The organism is Legionella busanensis, assembly GCF_900461525.1.
GTDB classification, from domain to species: Bacteria; Pseudomonadota; Gammaproteobacteria; order Legionellales; family Legionellaceae; genus Legionella_C; species Legionella_C busanensis.
Genome location: NZ_UGOD01000001.1, coordinates 2,362,472 through 2,381,468 on the forward strand (window position 1 = coordinate 2,362,472; position 18,997 = coordinate 2,381,468).

An 18,997-nucleotide genomic window follows, 5' to 3' on the forward strand; every position below is an offset into this window, starting at 1 on the left:
CAAATTATATCAAAGTGCATTATTTTTACATATTAAAATTAATATATATTCGAAATAACCTAATAATATTCATTTAAAAATCAGTTATAAAAAATTAACTTAGCCGTAGATTAATTGATTCTCATCTTCAATAATTTTACTTTTCTTTTCTTGTTCACGCTGAGCAAATATACTCTTTTTAACTAAATGCGTAGCCGAATTTAAGCTTGACTCAATTGTAAGCGCATTAGGTTTGTTCTTAAAATCATCTGTACAGTTAATTAATGTTTGAACTAGCTTATCAGAAGAATTAGGATCATGCTTCCCATCGACGAACCGGTACCATAAATCAGGCTTTACTTTTAACAAAGCATCTACTAGTTTTTGGGCAAAAATGGGCGGCGCTTCTGTATCATCAGTACCCTGAACAATACGAACATCAATATTTTTAAGATTTATTAATAATGCTTCACTTAAAAGATTCAATCCGTTGTAAGCTTGCTTGAAAAGAGTGCTTTCAAAAACGGCAAGCGTTCTTTCAATAGGCTCTATCTTTTGTGGAATATTTCTTAAGTTTTCTAATGTTTCTTTACTTGGATTATCATTAAAATCTTCAAATGCAGTCCATAAATATTGGGCAGCAGAATCATTTTCGTTAACACAAAGCTGATAATATGCTTCTACAAAGCTTTGAGAAGAATTATTATCTATACCAAGTCCTTTTAACCGAGCAAAAGTAACTAAAATATCAAATGCTTCTGGGCCAAGTTCAGGAAAACGTTCTATAAACAATTTTTCATTATAATAAACATCCATCTCCTCAATAGTATTTAAGAAAATACCGTAAATGATAAGGCCTGTAACATGCTGCGGATATTTAGCGGCATAATACAAAGAAAGGGTTGAACCCCAAGAGCCGCCAAAAACTAACCATTGATTAATATTTAGCGCTTGTCTTAATATATCTAAATCTTGGGCCATATCATCAATCGTTAAGTGACCAAATTGTTTTGGATGAGCTGTTTCGGTAGCAACAGAAGGTTTCGATTGTCCTGTGCCACGTTGATCATAAAGAATAATATTATAGTGCTTTGGATCAAACCACTGACTACATTTAGGCGCAGAAGCACCGCCAGGTCCACCATGATTATACACAACAGCAGGACCATTAGGGTTGCCTCGCTGTTCATAATAAATAAAGGTGTCTTTTGTAACTTCTATGAACCCAGAGGAATGCAGTGCGGCGATGGGATATTGATCTAATTGAGGCATATTTATTTTTTATTATTTAATTTATTGCATTATATTAAAAGAATTAGCATAAAAGCCATTAATCTTTTTTGCTTGTTTATTAGTGATTTACTTAAACTAATTAAAAAATTTCTAGCTCTGTTAAAAAATACTTAAGTTATTGATATAATAGAATTTTTTATTTGATATTTGCACCGAGAGTTCATTTCATTTCACCAGGTTACTGATTACTATTTTCTAGATACCGTGAACAAGTCGCATAGGGTTGGGTAAATACTTATATTTAATTATAAAGCTAACTAAGCGTAAAGAATTAAAAATATAACGATTAGCCCTGTAATGAATTCCAACTAGACTTAATTATTTTTTTTATTAAGATTTTGAGCTAACAACTCCTTAATCTCTAATAAAATTTTATCTTGCGTACTAAGCCCACTATGTGTTTCTTCTTTTCGTCGTTGCAAAAGATTAATGAACTTAATAACGATGAATATAGCCAGTGCAATTAAGGTAAAATCAAAAACCGATTGTAAGAAAGCACCCCATTTAATAACGGCTTGCCCTATTCTAAATACTTTATCGGTAATATTGATACCACCTAGCAATAAGCCAATAAAAGGCATAATAATGCCATCGACTAGCGATGACACTATTTTACTAAATGCGCTACCTATTACAACTGCAACGGCTAGGTCAACGACATTGCCACGCATGGCAAATTGTTTAAACTCGCTTATGAAGCCTTTCATTTAATGCCCTTTATTTTACTATTTGTGCTGCAACCGTAGCTTTGATTTCATTGACTTTGGTAGCAAGATCTGCAGGAGCTTGACCTCCTCCTTGTGCCATATCATCTCTACCGCCTCCTTTGCCGCATAAAAGTTTAACTAACGTTACCGCTGATAGCTTACGATCAATTAAACTTTTACTTAATCCTGCAACAACATTAATTCGCTGCCCATCAATTACATATAAAACAATCACAGCATTATTAAGGCTGCCTTTTAATTGATCAAGTGTAGTACGTAAACTCTGATTATCCATATCAAGTTGTTTGATTAATAAGTTTACATCACCTATTTTTTCTACTTCTTTAGTTAATTCACTACCTTGATTCGCTGCAAGCTTTGCTTGTAATTTTGCTATTTCTTTTTCCTGTTGTTTAAAGTCTTGTAAAAATTGATCTACTTTATTTAATACTTTGTCAGTATTTACTTTGAAACGTTGAGCTATCACATCAAGTTGTTGAAGTTGTTGATTAGTCCATTCCAAGGCATGGGCACCGGTCATAACTTCAATTCTTCTTACACCACTTGCAATACCATATTCAGAGATAATTTTAAAAAGGCCAATATCACCTGTTCGCTTGACATGCGTTCCACCGCATAACTCTTTCGAAAAATCCCCTACAGATAAAACTCTTACTTCATCACTATACTTTTCACCAAATAAAGCTTCAGCACCGCTTTTTTTAGCATCATCTAGTGACATATTGTGAGTAGCAACTTCTATATTTTCTCTTATTTTATTATTAACCAAAATTTCTAATTGTTGGAGTTGATCTTTAGTTAAAGATTCAAAATGAGAAAAATCGAAACGAGCTCGGCTTGCATCAACTAGTGATCCTTTCTGTTGTACATGAGAACCCACAATATTTTTAAGTGCAGCATGTAAAAGGTGAGTTGCTGTATGATTTAAACGAATGGCATTACGACGCTCAATATCAACTTCGGCTTTTATATCCTCACCAACACTTAACTGACCCTCTAAGATTTTACCGTAATGTACAATAGCTTGGCCAAAGCGTTGCGTATCAATTACTTGAAAACGTCCCTCACCACTAATTAGATAACCTTGATCGCCTACCTGGCCACCACTTTCTGCATAAAAGGGTGTATTATCAAGAATAATTGCGCCCTTTTGCCCTTCTGTTAACTGCTTGCTCTTCTGATCCTCATGTAAGATAGCTAAAATTTTGCTATCCATATGGTCACTATCATAACCATGAAAGTTAGAGGCTTCTTCTTGAATGTGTACGCTTGAATAATCAGCTGTAAATTGACTGGCTGACTGTGATAATTTCCGCTGCTGCTGCATGCAATGATTAAAGCCTTCAACATCGACAACAAGGTTTTGCTCACGCGCAATATCTTGGGTTAGATCAAAAGGAAAGCCATAAGTATCATACAGTTTAAAGGCAACCTCGCCCGGAATCTCTTTCGTATTTAAACCCTGTATTTGCTCTTGTAATAAGCGTAAACCTTGCTCTAGTGTTTTTTCAAATTGGTTTTCTTCTTGGATAAGAACACGTTCAATTTGCTCTCTATTAGCCACTAACTCTGGATAAGCTGCACCCATTACTTCAATAAGAGGATTAATTAATTTATAAAAGAAAGGCAATGGTAGATTTAATTTACTGCCGTGACGTACAGCACGACGAATAATACGTCGCAATACATAACCTCGTCCTTCATTACTAGGTAAAACCCCGTCAGTAATTAAAAACGCGCAAGCTCGAATATGATCAGCAATAACCTTTAAAGAAGGATGATTGGCATTAACTGAGGGTAATAAAGCAATAATAGCTTTTATAATATGTTGGAAACTGTCTATCTCATAATTATTATGCACACCTTGGACAACAGCGGCAATGCGCTCTAATCCCATGCCTGTATCAACAGAAGGCTTTGGTAAAGGATGCAAATCGCCCGTCTTATCGCGGTTAAATTGCATAAACACTAAATTCCAGATTTCTATGTAACGATCGCCATCGGCTTCAGGGGTTCCTGGGGGCCCTCCAGGAATATCCGGGCCATGATCATAAAAAATTTCTGTGCAAGGGCCACAAGGACCTGTTTCGCCCATTGACCAGAAATTGTCTTTTTCACCACAACGTGAAAACTGATTAGGTGAAATACCAATTTCATTGAGCCAAATATTGGCTGCTTCATCATCATTCAAATAAACAGTAATCCATAGCTTTTCTTTAGGAAGTTTTAAAACGTCAGTCAAAAATTCCCAAGCATATTGAATTGCTTCGCGCTTAAAATAATCACCAAAACTAAAATTACCAAGCATTTCAAAAAATGTATGGTGCCTTGCAGTGTAACCTACATTTTCCAGATCATTATGTTTACCACCTGCGCGTACACAACGCTGCGCACTTACCGCGCGCGTATACAGTCTAGATTCAAGACCTAAAAAAGACTCTTTAAACTGAACCATACCTGCATTGGTAAATAATAAGGTTGGATCATTGATAGGCACAAGTGAGCTGGAAGGAACTAGTTGGTGATTTTTTGCTGTAAAAAAATCAAAAAATGCTTGTCTAATTTCAGAGCTTTTCATAATTACAAATTCATCGTTAATGACTAATTAAGTTGGCACAGTATACTCATTAATTTATAAAAACTCACTTTTTATAAAGTATATGCAAATATAGAATAATAGCGAAAAGACATTTTGGGAAGAAAGGATGACTTTTATAAAAATTTACGACAAAAATTTAACAAATTATTTTTGATAACGATGTACAATTTTCGCAGCGATTTCAGCAGGAAAGCCACGATAAAGTAAAAAACGGATTTGTTTTTGTATATCAGAAATCAGTTGGCTATTTGCATCTTTAAATTTTTTTTGCCAAACGAGATAAGCTTGTTCTTCCCATTGTTCTTGGTAAGTTTCCAGCGTTTGCGCTATTAATTCTTTATTAATATATTTAGCCTGTAATTCTTGCATAATTCTTACAGGCCCATAGCCTTGCTGAAACCTAGTATGACAAAGTGATTCAGCAAATCGCTCATCACTTTGTAAATTAAGCTCTTGACACTTTAAAACAGCTTCTTTGCTTTCTTGTAGGAAAAAGCCTTTGCTAGTTAATTTATTAATTAATTCACGCATTCCATGTTCGCGCCTTGCTAATAAACGCACGGCGCAATCATATGCCTTAGTCATCCATAGACTCTAATTCTTCTTCAGCAGTTACCTCTTCAGGTTGAATAGCTCCTTTTTTATTTAATAACTCTGTTCTAATTTGCTTTTCTAACTCTGCAGCCACGTCTGCTTTTTCTTTAAGATAAACACGCACATTTTCCTTACCCTGGCCAATTTTTTCTTGCTTATAACTGTACCAAGCACCTGATTTTTCAATCAGACCTAATTGCGTACCTAAATTAATGATTTCACTTTCACGTGAAATACCTTCATTATAAAGAATATCAAAATCAACAGTCTTAAAGGGAGGTGATACTTTATTCTTAACAACTTTAACACGTGTCTCATTACCTAGTATTTCTTCACCCTTCTTAATTGAGCCAACACGGCGGATATCTAAACGCACAGAAGCATAGAATTTTAAAGCATTACCACCTGTGGTTGTTTCAGGGTTACCAAACATAACACCAATTTTCATACGAATTTGGTTAATGAAAATAACTAAGGTATTTGAACGTTTAATGTTAGCTGTTAATTTACGAAGCGCTTGTGACATGAGTCGAGCTTGTAAACCGACGTGCGCATCACCCATGTCGCCTTCAATTTCTGCTTTGGGGGTTAAAGCGGCAACAGAGTCAATGATAATAACGTCTACTGCTGCTGAGCGAACGAGCATATCGGTGATTTCTAAAGCTTGCTCACCTGTATCTGGTTGAGAAATTAATAAGTCGTCAACATTCACACCTAATTTTGCAGCATAACTAGGATCAAGTGCATGTTCTGCATCGATAAAAGCAGCCGTACCACCTGCTTTTTGGCATTCTGCAATAACTTGTAATGTTAAGGTAGTCTTACCTGATGACTCAGGACCATAAATCTCTACAATACGACCTTTGGGTAATCCGCCAATACCTAACGCAATATCAAGTCCTAAGGAACCTGTTGAGATTGCTTCGATATCTCGGCTTAATAGATTATCATCACCTAAGCGCATGACAGAACCTTTACCAAATTGACGTTCAATTTGTGCGAGAGCGGCGCCTAAAGCTTTTTGTTTATTAGTTTCCATGATGTTATCCACAATAGTCTACAAAGAGTAAATTATCCCACATATAACTGCCTGCATCAAACAATTATTAACCATTTGATAAATTATTAAGACAATTAAATACGCGTTATGAACACAAAATAACGTGTGTTTTTAAAGTAGTTGATTGAGTAATAAAAATATAAAATTTAAGCTATTGAAAATAAGTTTACTTCACTTGTTAGGTTCATAAATCTAATCAGTTAACCTTCCATAAAAAATGGATTAGAGTTCCTGCATAACTTAAAGATTTACTTCCGTGCAAAGTACAAAAATTTCAAGGAGCAGTGTTTCCAAAGAAGTCTAGCAAGCACCACAAAAACATTTGTAACGCAGCAATAAACTAAAAGATGCAAGTTATGCAATAGCTTTATTTAATCTTCATTAGAAAGCCACCTATTATAGTTTATCTAGATCTTATACAAATGCTTTGCATTTACAGGATAACGTTTGTTTAGTGTTATAAAAAAAATCGTTATTTCTTTTAGGGTGAACTCATCTTATTTAACAAAGTTTGAATACCCTTAAAAGCCTCCTGACATGCAAGCAAACGAATCCGTGTCCTTGTTTTAGCTTGGAAATAATGATGTTCAATTTGCGGTTGCTCACCTCTTAATGCGAAGGCTAAGTAAACAGTTCCTACGGGTTTTTTTAAACTACCACCGGTTGGGCCAGCAATGCCTGTGACCGCTATAGCAACATCAGCTGTACTTCGCGCTAAAGCCCCTTGAACCATTGCTTGAGCTACTTCTCTACTTACTGCTCCATGCTTCTCAATAAGCTTTAAATCGACATCAAGCATTTCATGTTTAGATAAATTACTATAAGTCACAAATCCTCGATCAAACCAAGCTGAACTTCCAGACAAATCAGTTAGGAAACTTGCTATTAATCCACCCGTACAGGATTCCGCTGTAGTAATAACTAACTGTTTCATTTTCAATGTGTTAGTTAAATCTAACAAGGATGTTTTTAAATCAGCCATGGTTAAGTAAGATCTAAATAAAAAATAAGTTCATAAGTTAAATTAGCTAAGCGGGTTAACCCTACTTAATAAATTCATTAATTTAATATTAATTTAATATTAATTTAACCAATAATAGCGCAGAATTTAAACATTAGATAAGATAATATAATGAAAAACGATTCCCCCATTAATAAATGGGGGCATCTCTAACATGACTATCCTATGTTAATATTAGAGCCTGTTAGCCTCAATGTTACAATTCTATATTAACTAATTATGGATTAGTTTTAGTAGTGTTTGCATCTTGAGATTGAGTGTTTGCTTTATTTACATTAGCATCGCTTGAAAGCTCAGCATTAACATCTTTATTAGCATTATTTAAATTGCTTTGTGTTTGATTATCAGTTGCAGTATTGTTTCTATTAGCATCATTTTCACCGCAAGCAGTTAATGACAAAGCTAGAAAAGTAGAAGCAAGCAATATGGCTAAACGTTTCATAATATTTCTCTCCATAGTTAAAATTCTGTTTAATGCCGTTTAATAGTCTAGCAAAAATTTGTCTTAAGTGAAGGACTTAAGTTAAAAAACATCTTTATTAGTATAGTCGCACTTAATCTATTTTGCAGAGTTTGTTAAAATGTCCAAATTTATAGCAGCGAGTTGTTATGTCTACTAATCATACACCAATGATGCAACAATACTTAAGCATCAAAGCTCAATATCCTGATATGCTTTTATTTTATCGCATGGGAGATTTTTACGAGTTATTTTTTGAAGATGCAAAACGAGGTGCTCGTTTATTAGATTTAACACTAACCCATAGGGGCCAGTCCGCAGGCAAACCTATTCCCATGGCAGGGATACCTTATCATGCTGTTGAAAACTACCTCGCTCGACTTATTAAGAAGGGAGAATCCATTGCAATTTGCGAGCAGATTGGCGACCCAGCTACAAGTAAAGGTCCAGTTGAGAGGCAAGTAACACGTATTATTACACCAGGTACGGTTACCGACGATGCCTTGCTAGATTCGCGGCGAGACAATTTATTACTTGCTATTTATCTTAATCGCCAGCAATTTGGTTTAGCTTGGGTGGATTTAAGTGGTGGGCGATTTTATCTATCTGAAGCTAAAGATAAAAGCCAATTACAAGCTACAATCAATCGCCTTAAACCTACTGAAATCCTTATTAACGAGAATTTTCCGGTTAATAACTTTCAGATCAATTACGCCGTTATAAAAACTCGCCCTGCTTGGGAATTTGATTTACACCGAGCTCGCCAACTATTGTGTGAACAATTTGCGGTGAATAATCTTAAAGGACTAGGTGAGCCAGACTATATTAATGCCTTTCCTGCTGCAGGCTGTTTATTATTTTATTTACAAGCAACCCAGCGTCAAAGCTTACCGCACCTAAAGCACTTAACACTTGAAAAAGATGACGATTACTTACAACTCGATGCAGCGACGCAAAAACATTTAGAACTCTTTGAAAATTATCAAGGTGAACGTACCAACTCTTTACTTGCCATTCTTGATCATACTGTTAATCCTATGGGTAGCCGCTTATTAAAGCGCTGGTTAGGCAGACCACTGCGCCAACATGCCTTACTTAAGCAACGTTTAGATGCAGTAAGCGAACTACTTATCAGTCGGCAAGACATTAAGCTACATATTTTATTAAGTGAATTTTGTGATATTGAAAGAATTTTATCTCGAATTGCTTTACGTTCAGCGAGGCCTCGTGATTTAGTTAGCTTAAAACAAGCATTGTCATTGGTACCTTCTTTATTAGAAACTTTAAAAACTAATCAGTCTACTTTAATTCAACAACAAATTAGTCAATTAATACCGCAGCCTGATTTAGTTGATCTTTTAACTAAAGCAATTGTCGATACGCCGCCTGTTCTTATTCGAGATGGTGGTGTTATTGCTTTAGGTTTTGACGAAGAACTAGATGAATTACGTGCTTTAAGCACCAATGCTAATGAGAAAGTTTTAGAATTAGAAACTAATGAAAAACAGCGTACAGGCCTATCGTCATTAAAAGTAGGGTTTAATCGCGTGCAGGGTTATTATATTGAATTAGCGCGTGGTCAAGCAGATAAAGCGCCTGCTAACTATCAACGTAAGCAAACGCTTAAAAATGTCGAACGCTACATTACACCTGAATTAAAATCATTTGAAGAAAAAGTGTTGTCTGCCCAAGCTAAAGCACTTGCTCGAGAAAAATGGCTTTATGATAATTTATTAACTGTACTCATCGATTATATTCCTACTTTAAAAGACATTGCTGACGCTTGTGCAAAACTCGATGTACTAGCCAATTTTGCTGAGCGAGCTTATAACTTTAATTGGTGTAAACCAACCTTGGTATCGGAAGATATTATTCAAATTAACCAGGGACGTCATCCTGTTATTGAACCGCTTTTAAAAGAAGAATTTATTGCAAATTCACTTATGCTTAAACCCAAACAAAATATGCTTCTTATTACCGGCCCAAACATGGGTGGTAAGTCAACATTTATGCGCCAAAATGCTTTAATAGTATTATTAGCGCATTTAGGCAGCTATGTACCTGCAAAAGATGCTATAATAGGCCACATTGATAAGATTTTCACTCGTATTGGTGCAAGTGATGATTTAGCCTCGGGACGTTCAACGTTCATGGTTGAAATGACAGAGACAGCAAATATTTTGCGCCAAGCAACTGAAAAAAGTTTAATATTAATTGATGAAATTGGTCGTGGTACAAGTACTTATGATGGTATGGCACTTGCCTATGCTACTTGTGCATACCTAGCTAGCAAAGTAAAAGCATATACTTTATTTTCTACTCATTATTTTGAGTTAACAAAGTTACCACAAACATTTTCCTGTATTAAAAATGCTCATTTGCAAGCTAAGCTAACTCAAGATAAGATAGTTTTTCTATATCGTCTGGAAGAAGGTTATGCAAATCGTAGTTATGGGTTAGAAGTCGCACAACTTGCAGGTATTCCAACAGAAGTCCTTGAGCTTGCTACTCAATATCTACAAACTGTACCTTCTATTAAAGAACCTGAAGTAAAGGCTCATGAGAAAATAGCTAAGCCTGAAACCAATATTCTTAGGCTTTTAGCAGAGCTTGATATTGATAATTTAACGCCCCGTATGGCTTTTGATCTAATTTGTAGATTAAAACAAGAAACAGACCACGTATTATGTTAATGCTTTAAACAAATATGAACAATAGACCTTTTATTAGCAAAAATATCAAAGTGATTAGTCACAAAATTATAGTTGAGAATTAAGTATGAATAAAACAGTCCGCTTGCTCATTATTATTTTATGCCTACCCTTATTTATTGCTGCGGAAGATGTTAAGAATATTCAAATCAATGGTGTAAGTGGAAAATTACTTGATAACATTCAAACAAGGCTGACTGAAATTGCGCAAAATAAATCATTAAAAGAGGAATCAGAAGAAGAACTAAGAGCACAGGTTATAAAGGCCATGACGCCTTATGGCTTTTTCAAACCAACCATACGAATTTCATATCAACCTAATAAAATCATTTTTAATATTATTCCTGGACCAAGATTAATAGTAACTAAAATTGACACAAATATTATTGGTGCAGGAAAAGATAATCCTCGTTTCAGCCAAGCTTTGAAAGAATTGCCTATTAAATCAGGCAAACCTTTCAATAGTGCTAATTATGAAACAGCTAAACAAAATTTAATGAGTGTTGCTGAACAGGAAGGTTACTTACGAGCATCGTTTGAAAAATCTGAAGTACTTATTGATAGGAAACAATATAAGGCTACTATTATTCTTATTTTTGATACAGGTCCGCAATATTACTTTGGCCAAGTTCGTTTTGACCCAACTTACATTTCACCTGATCTTTTACATAGATTTGTGCCTTTTAAATATGGTCAACCTTATTCCGCTGATAAAGTTTTAGAGTTTAATAATTATTTAAGCGGCAGCGGTTATTTTAAAGCAGTTAATGTGCAACCTAAACAAAATGAAAATTCACAAATTATTCCCCTTGATGTTCATTTACAGCGGGCATCAAGAATTAATTATTCTTTAGGTCTAGGATTTGGTACAGATACAGGTATTCGTGGAAAAGCGGGTGTTCATGTTGTCCCTGTTAATCGAGCAGGACATAAATTTAATGCTGTTGCTTTAGGCTCTTTTAATGAAAATACCTTACAAAGTCAATATGTAATTCCTGGCCAAAATCCTATAACAGATCAATATGAAGCGCTAGGTAGCTTTTCTAATTTAAATTACAATGCCGCTTACAGTAATTCACTATTACTTTCATTAGCGCAACGTCACAATTTGCCCACCTTCCAGCGCTTACTGTCTTTAAACGCTCTTTACGAACGCTTTAATTACGATGATCAACCTACCTTTGGAAACAAAACTAAAAATACTTTATATCCTAAAGCTACTTTTACTTGGCTTAATAAGTCTGATCAACTTTTCTCGCCAAATGGTTATAAAGTTACTTTAACAGGTTTAGGCGCAACTAAAGCACTATTTTCAGACATTAACTTTTCACAAGCGTTACTTGATGCTCGTGCTGCCTATATGGTGAACCCTATCAGAACACGTTTCTTCTTCCATACTATCCAAGGAATAACAGTAATTAATGATATTTATCAATTACCTGTTTCTTTAGGTTTCTTGTTAGGTGGCTCCGATAATTTAAAAGGTTATAATTATAATGCGTTAGGGCCTGGTAAAATTTTAACCTATGGCGGTATTGAGGTCCAAAAAGAAACGGTAGAAAATTGGTATGTTATTGGTTTTTATGATGTCGGTGATGTGTATAAACCTCGCGCTAAGAATATTAAACAAGATGTTGGACTTGGCCTAATGTGGGTCTCCCCTGTTGGGCCGATTAAAATTGGTATAGCACAGGCGATTGAGTCAGACTTTAAATTGACTTCCGGTAAAAAACCTAAGTTAGTTATTAATATAGGACCTGATTTATAATGCATGTTATTTATCGAACACTTAAAATTACTTTTTACAGTTTGCTAATTACCCTTTTATTATTAGCTACTATTGCTCTTTTCTTACTAGGAACGACGCCTGGTTTATGGACGTCAATTAAAATTGCTGAATATATTGTTCCGGGCAAGCTAAGAGTTAATTCCGTTAAAGGAAATATTTTTAATCATATTGGACTTAAAAATATTGCTTATTCTGATAAGGATTATGCTGTAAATATATCTAACTTTGAGCTAAATTGGTCTTTAACAAATCTATTAAAAAAACAGTTAACTATTAACAATTTACAAGTTGATGAAGTTAACCTCGTTACAGTTGCAAAAGAGCAGGAAACAGTAACCTCAGAACCTAAGTTTAGCTTACCTCGTTTTAATTTACCTCATTTACCTCTAAGTATTGTTATTCATAATGCAGACATTAATCGTATTAAAATCAATCAAATTAATTCCACTAAGGAAATAGAAAAGATTCACCTGCAAGCTAAACTTACTAATCAAGAATGGCAATTTCAAAATGTGAGCTTAATAGTAAATGATCATATTATGCAAAGTAATGCAGTTATTAGCTCGATAATGCCTTATCCCGTAACTATATCTGCTCAAATAAAACCTGCTCATTTAACCCAAGTTGGTTTAAATGGGCAAATTCTTTTAAGTGGTAACTTTCTTAATTACTCCCTCAATGGTCAATTTACCAACCCAACGCCTTTTACTATTAAAGGCAATATTATTAATGGGTCCCAACTAAATTTAGTTGGTAATTGGGAAAACCTAACTTGGCCCCTTAGCAAGGATTATCAATTTATTAGTAAACAGGGCCAATTAAAAGTTACGGGTGAATTACCTAATTTAACCCTTTCTTTAAATGGGCAAATTAATGAGCCTCTTTCCTCTACATTACAGGTAGACGCGTCCACTAGCGCCACAAAAGCTCACGCAAATGCAACTCTCTTATCTAAAATTGGTAATGTCAGCTTAAATTTATTATATGATAATAATCAACTACCTCACTTGAAAGGCAATTTAAAATCGCGCCTAATTGATGAAGATGAACGATTGGGCTTACCAATTAAAGAAGTTCAAGCTGAAAATTATTTTTCTGGCGAATCACTTCCTAATCTATCACTAGATAGTCAAATTACTGGGCGTTATAATGATAATCCTATTAAAGTAATAGTTCACTACGCTCAACAAACACTAAATGCTACAGTAGATTTAGGACCTAATCATTTTCAAGTAAATGGCTCTGCACCATTTCCTTGGCACTTACAAGCATCTATACCACAACCATCCTTATTACATCCCTCTCTAAGTGGCCTTAATACAATCATTACAGGTCAAGCTGCGCTTTTAGGCGAGCAACAAGGTAATCTACATCTTTCTATAAATAAAGGCGAGTTTAACTCTCCTGAATTTTCTGCTATAAAATTTAATGGTGGTAAGTTAGCTGCAAATCTTGATGAAACACAACTAAGAGCTACTGGGAATCTTATTCTTGATGATGCTAAAAAATTACTTTTATCGTTTAGTTTGCCTAAATTTAATTATTTCAAAGGTCACTTAAAGCAGCAAAGCGTTAACGGGAATTTAAAACTTATGGTAAATTCCTTAGCTTTTTTAAGCGATTTCAGCCCAGAAATTAAAAGCTTGCAAGGACGTTTAGGAGCGAATTTAAAAGTAACAGGCACCCTTGGCAAACCTACTATTGATGGCGAAGTTCAATTAACTAAAGCAAGCATAGCTATGCCTAGCTTAGGTATTAATTTAAATCCAATCGAATTAACGCTACTTAGTAGTAATAAAAAATGGCAAGCTCAAGGTGAAATTAGTTCAGGCGGTATTCCTTTATTTATCAATGGTAATGGTGAATTTATGCCAAGTGTTAAAGGGGCACTTACCGTTAAAGGTGAGCAAGTTCCTTTAATCTCTAGCAAAGAGTATTTAATTAATGTCTCACCTAATTTAAACTTTGAGTTTACCCCAACTGATTTAAAAATGACGGGACAAGTTCTTATCCCTAAAGCTATCATTAAACCGCAAACCTTTTCAAACTCAGTAAGTTTGACTGATGATGTAGTCTTTGTTGATAAAAAAGAATCCCCCAATCCTTACAATATTGATACTGATGTTAAAATTGCAATGGGCGATAACGTTAGCCTGACTGTAAAGGGTTTAGAAGGCCATTTGGTTGGTTCGATTAACCTTCGCCAGCTTCCCAAAGGTCCGCTCACAGCAACAGGTGAACTAGATGTAAAAGATGGAAAATATCAAGCTTACGGTCAAGACTTGACTATTGAAAAAGGTCAACTTTTATTTACGGGTGGCTTAATCAATAATCCTGCTATTCAAGTACGTGCTATCAGAAAATTTAACAACACCACTAATAATACGCTTGCTGGTTCAAATCATTTATTTGATTTTAATTCTTCTAATGTTCAATCACTGGACTTCGGTAAATACACGACAGTAGGTATTGAAGTGAAAGGACGCTTAAGTAAGCCAAAAGTAGAATTATTTTCAGTACCGTCTACTTTATCTCAAGCCGATATTTTATCAATGTTACTTCTTGGTAGACCAGCAAACCAAGCCGATAAATCAGGCGCCCAATTAATATTAGCTGCCGTCTCAGCGCTTAACCTTGATTCCAGCAGTGGAGGTACGCAGCTCTTATCGCAATTAAAGCAAGGCTTAGGCATCGATTTTAATATAGAAAACAATATTCAATATAATCAAAAAACTAATGAAAGCACAGATAAAACTAGCTTAGTTATCGGCAAATCTTTATCAAAAAGATTATATTTAAGTTATAACGTCGGTTTATCAAAAGCAGATACCAATGTTTTGACTTTAAAATATTTACTCAATAAATTTTTTAGTGTGCAAGTTAATGCTAGTACGACAGGTAGTGGTATTGACCTATTTTACACCCATCAGAAGGAATAAGTTGTATGTCTGATTATCATTTATCTTTACGTTTAAAAAGATTACGCCGTACGCCCTTAATTCGAGCGTTAGTGCAAGAAACGCGTTTGCATCCACAACAGTTTATTGCACCTATCTTTATAGACGAAACAATTAATACTAAACGCGAAATTATTAGTATGCCGGGGCAGTTTTGTTTACCTATTTCTGATTTAACCGAAGAGATTGATGAAATTTCTGACCTTAATATCCCAGCTGTTTTATTATTTGGTATTCCTACACATAAAGATGAGATTGGCAGTGCCTCGCTAAATTCCACAGGCATTATTCAACAAGCAGTTCAACGAATAAAACAAGCTAATCCTAATATAGTAGTTATTACTGATGTTTGCTTTTGTGAATACACAAGCCATGGTCATTGTGGTGCTTTACAAGATGATCTAATTGATAATGATGCAACATTAGCACTATTAGGTAAACAAGCAGTTAGCTATGCAGAGGCTGGGGCAGATTGGGTTGCGCCTAGTAGTATGACTGATGGCATGGTTGGCGCCATGCGCCAAGCGCTTGATAACGCAGGTTTTTATCAAACAGCTATTTTAAGTTATGCAGTAAAATACTGCTCTAGTTTTTACGCCCCATTTGGCGAGGCAGCGCAAGGTGCACCACAATTTGGTGATCGTAAGACTTATCAAATGGATCCAGCTAACAGCAATGAGGCTTTAAGAGAAGCGGCTATTGATTTAGAAGAAGGCGCTGATATGCTTATGGTTAAGCCTGCTATGAATTATTTAGATATCATTTATAAGATTAAAAATCATTTTCCTGAAGTGCCTTTAGGTGCTTATCAAGTAAGCGGAGAATACTCCATATTAAAAAATGCAATACAGCAAGGTTTAATTAATGAAGAACGAGCAATAACTGAGAGTCTTTTAGCAATTAAACGTGCTGGCGCTGATTTAATCATCTCTTATTTTGCTAAAGACATAGCTCGTTTCTTAAAAAAATCACTCTAACTTAGCTGGTGAAGCTTATTTATCAAATATCGTAAGATTAGTCTAATGTGACAAAATTTTTGGCAATATATACTTATCAAGAAATTTTATTGCCTTAAATTCAAAAACACTTAACAATGTGATTATTTTAAATTCATTGATAACTTTTGAGGAAACATGATATGCCTTTGTCGGAAGTTTATGCAGAAACAGCCCGAGATTTTGATCAAAGGGTAAAACAAGTAAGGAAAGAAGCAAAAAATATCTTGTCAATATACCCTCATCATTTTAATGATGAACTATTATATTTGACTGTGAAATCTATCTTAATACAAAATAAGATTGATGCCTATACGGAAGTTCCAGAAACTAAATGGAAAGAAATAATTAATAAGAAAACTCTTTTTAATGCGATTCTTGACTATCATTTTTTCATATTTGATACGCAACTCTTTAGGCAATTGAATTGGCTTAATTCAAATGATGTGCCTACGGAAGAAGATAGCATCCGTATACGAAAAGAATTTTTAGATAAATTATGTAGCATTCGTAATAAAAAATTTGAAGGCTCTACTATTGAAGAAGCGATTCGTTTTAAATTAAAACAAGCCACAGAGTTAAGTGATGTCATCACGCAGACGAATTTGGAAACTCTTAAAGATCGCAATACTCTAAATATCATTCAAGTTATTTCCAATATACTAAAATTATTTTTTATGAGTATTTTTTATCCATTTTGTTTCGATCCTATAGTCTCAAACAAATGCAGCATGGGAAATTCAGTAGGTACTCTTTGGTCTGGTAAATCATTAAATAGTGTTCATATGGAACATTTAAAAGCTAAATCGGAACAATTGGAACATACATGTAAAGAAGTAAATGAATATTTAGACATTCAGCAAGACGAAGAGGCTGAAAAATTTCCTACAATATGAGTTATTGAGCTTTATGAGTGAAGTTATTTTAATTGATGACAGAAAACCATATTTCATAATAAAAGAACAGCAAGGCATGCTGTTTTTAGGATTTCGCAGAGTTTGGTAAAAAAACTAAAAGTTGGTTTTATGATTTTAAATCCTATCTTATTACGAAGCGCGGCAAGTTTATTCCAGTTAATTAGTCACTTTTCACTATTGGGCTAAAAAAAATGAGCTTATTAAGCTCATTTTTAAATAGAAACGTTTTTTAACTGCTTAAGAGAGATAAGCTTTTTTAAGTAATTTACACTACTTAGTCATGACTGGCGGTTCAGCACTGTCCATGGTCCATACGGCTTGGAGCGCAACTAAATCAGCTTTCCCTTTAGCTCTTGCGTTAATACTATAAGTACTGCCAGCACCAGCAGGATCAGTTCTATTGATAGGCACGCTACCAATACCAAATAGATGAGTATACCCGAAATCTACCCCTAAATTTTGATTATATTGGTAATGAGTACCAGCTGATAGTGCCCAGCGATCAGAATCAGCTATACGTATATCACGAAACTCATCAACCGTTGGCGTTTGATCATAGCCACCACCTACACGAACTAACCATTGATCATTAACACGATAATTAGCACCAATAGCTGCACGCCAAGTATTACGGTAGTCCGTAACTGATTCAGAAAATAGTCTAGCCTGCCCTCTTCCAGCTGCAAAGCCAGCCACTTTATATAGTTGGATAGAACGTAATGTATGCCAATTTGTATAGACAACAGAGCCTAATAATGCCAATCTTTCATTAAGATCATGGTAACCACTTAATGTAACAATATCTGGCAGCTGAACGCTATTACTTGAAAGATCATTACTCCAAAATACAGGATCGCCAAACGTTGAAGCAGCAAGAATAGCAGATGTAGGCGATACATTAACTAAGCCTGATCTTGCCAAGGGACCTGTTAAACGACTCCAGCCATGAAACTTATGATTAACTTGCGACTGATAATTGATACCAATTCTAGAATGGTTGTCATTAAACAAGGCTAGGGCACCAGCATGAAAACCAACACCAAACGAATCACCTTTATTATATGAGTAAGAGTCAAGTATTGTGGGGCTTAAACCTGGTACAGGTAATTGACCAAAAGCAGGCGAACCAAGTACTCGATTTAATTTTACTCGCGCATACTGCAAATCAATGCCAAGACCTAGAGATAAATAATCAGTTACACGGCCGCCAATTTCAGGAGCAAGATTAGTTGTAATTACTTCACTATAAGTTGCTTGATAACGAACTGGGCTCGTTCTACTCCAATTAGTTGCTAAACCAAAAGGCGCATTAACGGTTAAACCAGCGGTAGCATTTGGACCTAAAGGGTAAGCTAAATGAAAGAATGGTACAAAACCATCATCTGCACCATCTAAATCATTAAACGATTGAGTATAAGTTCGTAAAGCAGGAATAGGAACAGTCGAAGTAAAAAATGTACTTGTTCCGGTAATTTTAGAGGAAGGAAAAATTCCTACGCCTCCAGTTACTACTTGTGGATTATGTATTAAAGCTAAACCAGCGGGGTTATACCAGCCAGTTGAGGCGTCAGCTACTTCAGCAGCAACACCAGCGGCAAAGTTTCCAGTAGCTACAGCACTTGATTCCGTATATAGGGAAAAACTTCCAGCATAAGTATTACTTACTAAAATAGTAGCAATTGTAGTACTCAGGATTGTTCTCATAGGTTTTTGTATGCTCGACACACCTAACTCCTTACATTATAAAATGCATCCTAAATCTGCAGAGCAGAACATAATAAATGAATTAAAGTTATTTTCAAATGATTATCATAAAAAAATTATAATTAAATCAGCGTATTATGCATATAAAATTCAATATGCATATCTAGGAATCATAATGGTTTTTTATTAC

At 34.9% G+C, this 18,997-nt stretch carries 13 protein-coding genes; 5 read left to right on the top strand and 8 right to left on the bottom strand.

Annotation, left to right across the window (positions count from 1 at the left end; all coding sequences use genetic code 11):
- Positions 1-99: 99 nt before the first annotated feature.
- From DYH30_RS10550 to DYH30_RS10580, 7 genes are all read right to left on the bottom strand, one after another.
- Positions 100-1,251 (bottom strand): alpha/beta fold hydrolase, encoded by a 1,152-nt coding sequence (locus DYH30_RS10550; RefSeq protein WP_115331623.1) that lies wholly within the window; start codon positions 1,249-1,251, stop codon positions 100-102.
- A gap of 335 nt (positions 1,252-1,586) precedes the next feature.
- Complete coding sequence (gene mscL / locus DYH30_RS10555) at positions 1,587-1,979, bottom strand: large conductance mechanosensitive channel protein MscL (protein WP_115331624.1); 393 nt, start codon at positions 1,977-1,979, stop codon at positions 1,587-1,589.
- Between the two features lie 10 nt (positions 1,980-1,989).
- On the bottom strand, positions 1,990-4,578 hold the full coding sequence (gene alaS, locus DYH30_RS10560; RefSeq protein WP_115331625.1) for an alanine--tRNA ligase: 2,589 nt from the start codon (positions 4,576-4,578) through the stop codon (positions 1,990-1,992).
- Positions 4,579-4,743: 165 nt separating this feature from the next.
- Entirely contained in the window at positions 4,744-5,184 is a 441-nt protein-coding gene (recX, locus tag DYH30_RS10565) for a recombination regulator RecX (protein WP_115331626.1), read from the bottom strand.
- The gene (gene recA / locus DYH30_RS10570) at positions 5,177-6,232 is read right to left on the bottom strand and encodes a recombinase RecA (protein WP_115331627.1); all 1,056 of its coding nucleotides are present in this window, start codon (positions 6,230-6,232) and stop codon (positions 5,177-5,179) included. The genes recX and recA overlap by 8 nt, the downstream gene beginning before the upstream one ends.
- A 502-nt stretch (positions 6,233-6,734) precedes the next feature.
- Entirely contained in the window at positions 6,735-7,235 is a 501-nt protein-coding gene (locus DYH30_RS10575; protein ID WP_115331628.1) for a CinA family protein, read from the bottom strand.
- A gap of 256 nt (positions 7,236-7,491) precedes the next feature.
- Positions 7,492-7,716 (bottom strand): hypothetical protein, encoded by a 225-nt coding sequence (locus DYH30_RS10580; RefSeq protein ID WP_115331629.1) that lies wholly within the window; start codon positions 7,714-7,716, stop codon positions 7,492-7,494.
- Positions 7,717-7,883: 167 nt separating this feature from the next.
- On the opposite strand from DYH30_RS10580, the gene mutS reads away from it, so the two are divergent.
- The 5 genes from mutS (at position 7,884) to DYH30_RS10605 (ending at position 17,082) form a co-directional block, all read left to right on the top strand.
- Positions 7,884-10,427: a DNA mismatch repair protein MutS gene (gene mutS, locus DYH30_RS10585; RefSeq protein WP_115331630.1), complete on the top strand. Its 2,544-nt coding sequence runs from the start codon at positions 7,884-7,886 to the stop codon at positions 10,425-10,427.
- 85 nt (positions 10,428-10,512) lie between these two features.
- Entirely contained in the window at positions 10,513-12,213 is a 1,701-nt protein-coding gene (locus tag DYH30_RS10590; protein WP_115331631.1) for an autotransporter assembly complex protein TamA, read from the top strand.
- The gene (locus DYH30_RS10595) at positions 12,213-15,173 is read left to right on the top strand and encodes a translocation/assembly module TamB domain-containing protein (RefSeq protein ID WP_115331632.1); all 2,961 of its coding nucleotides are present in this window, start codon (positions 12,213-12,215) and stop codon (positions 15,171-15,173) included. Before DYH30_RS10590 ends, DYH30_RS10595 begins: the two co-directional genes overlap by 1 nt.
- Positions 15,174-15,178: 5 nt before the next feature.
- Positions 15,179-16,168 (top strand): porphobilinogen synthase, encoded by a 990-nt coding sequence (hemB, locus tag DYH30_RS10600; protein WP_115331633.1) that lies wholly within the window; start codon positions 15,179-15,181, stop codon positions 16,166-16,168.
- 161 nt (positions 16,169-16,329) lie between these two features.
- Positions 16,330-17,082 (top strand): hypothetical protein, encoded by a 753-nt coding sequence (locus DYH30_RS10605; protein ID WP_115331634.1) that lies wholly within the window; start codon positions 16,330-16,332, stop codon positions 17,080-17,082.
- 291 nt (positions 17,083-17,373) lie between these two features.
- Here the strand turns inward: DYH30_RS10605 and DYH30_RS10610 are convergent, their stop codons facing one another.
- Positions 17,374-18,828: an OmpP1/FadL family transporter gene (locus DYH30_RS10610; protein ID WP_242604663.1), complete on the bottom strand. Its 1,455-nt coding sequence runs from the start codon at positions 18,826-18,828 to the stop codon at positions 17,374-17,376.
- Positions 18,829-18,997: the final 169 nt, after the last annotated feature.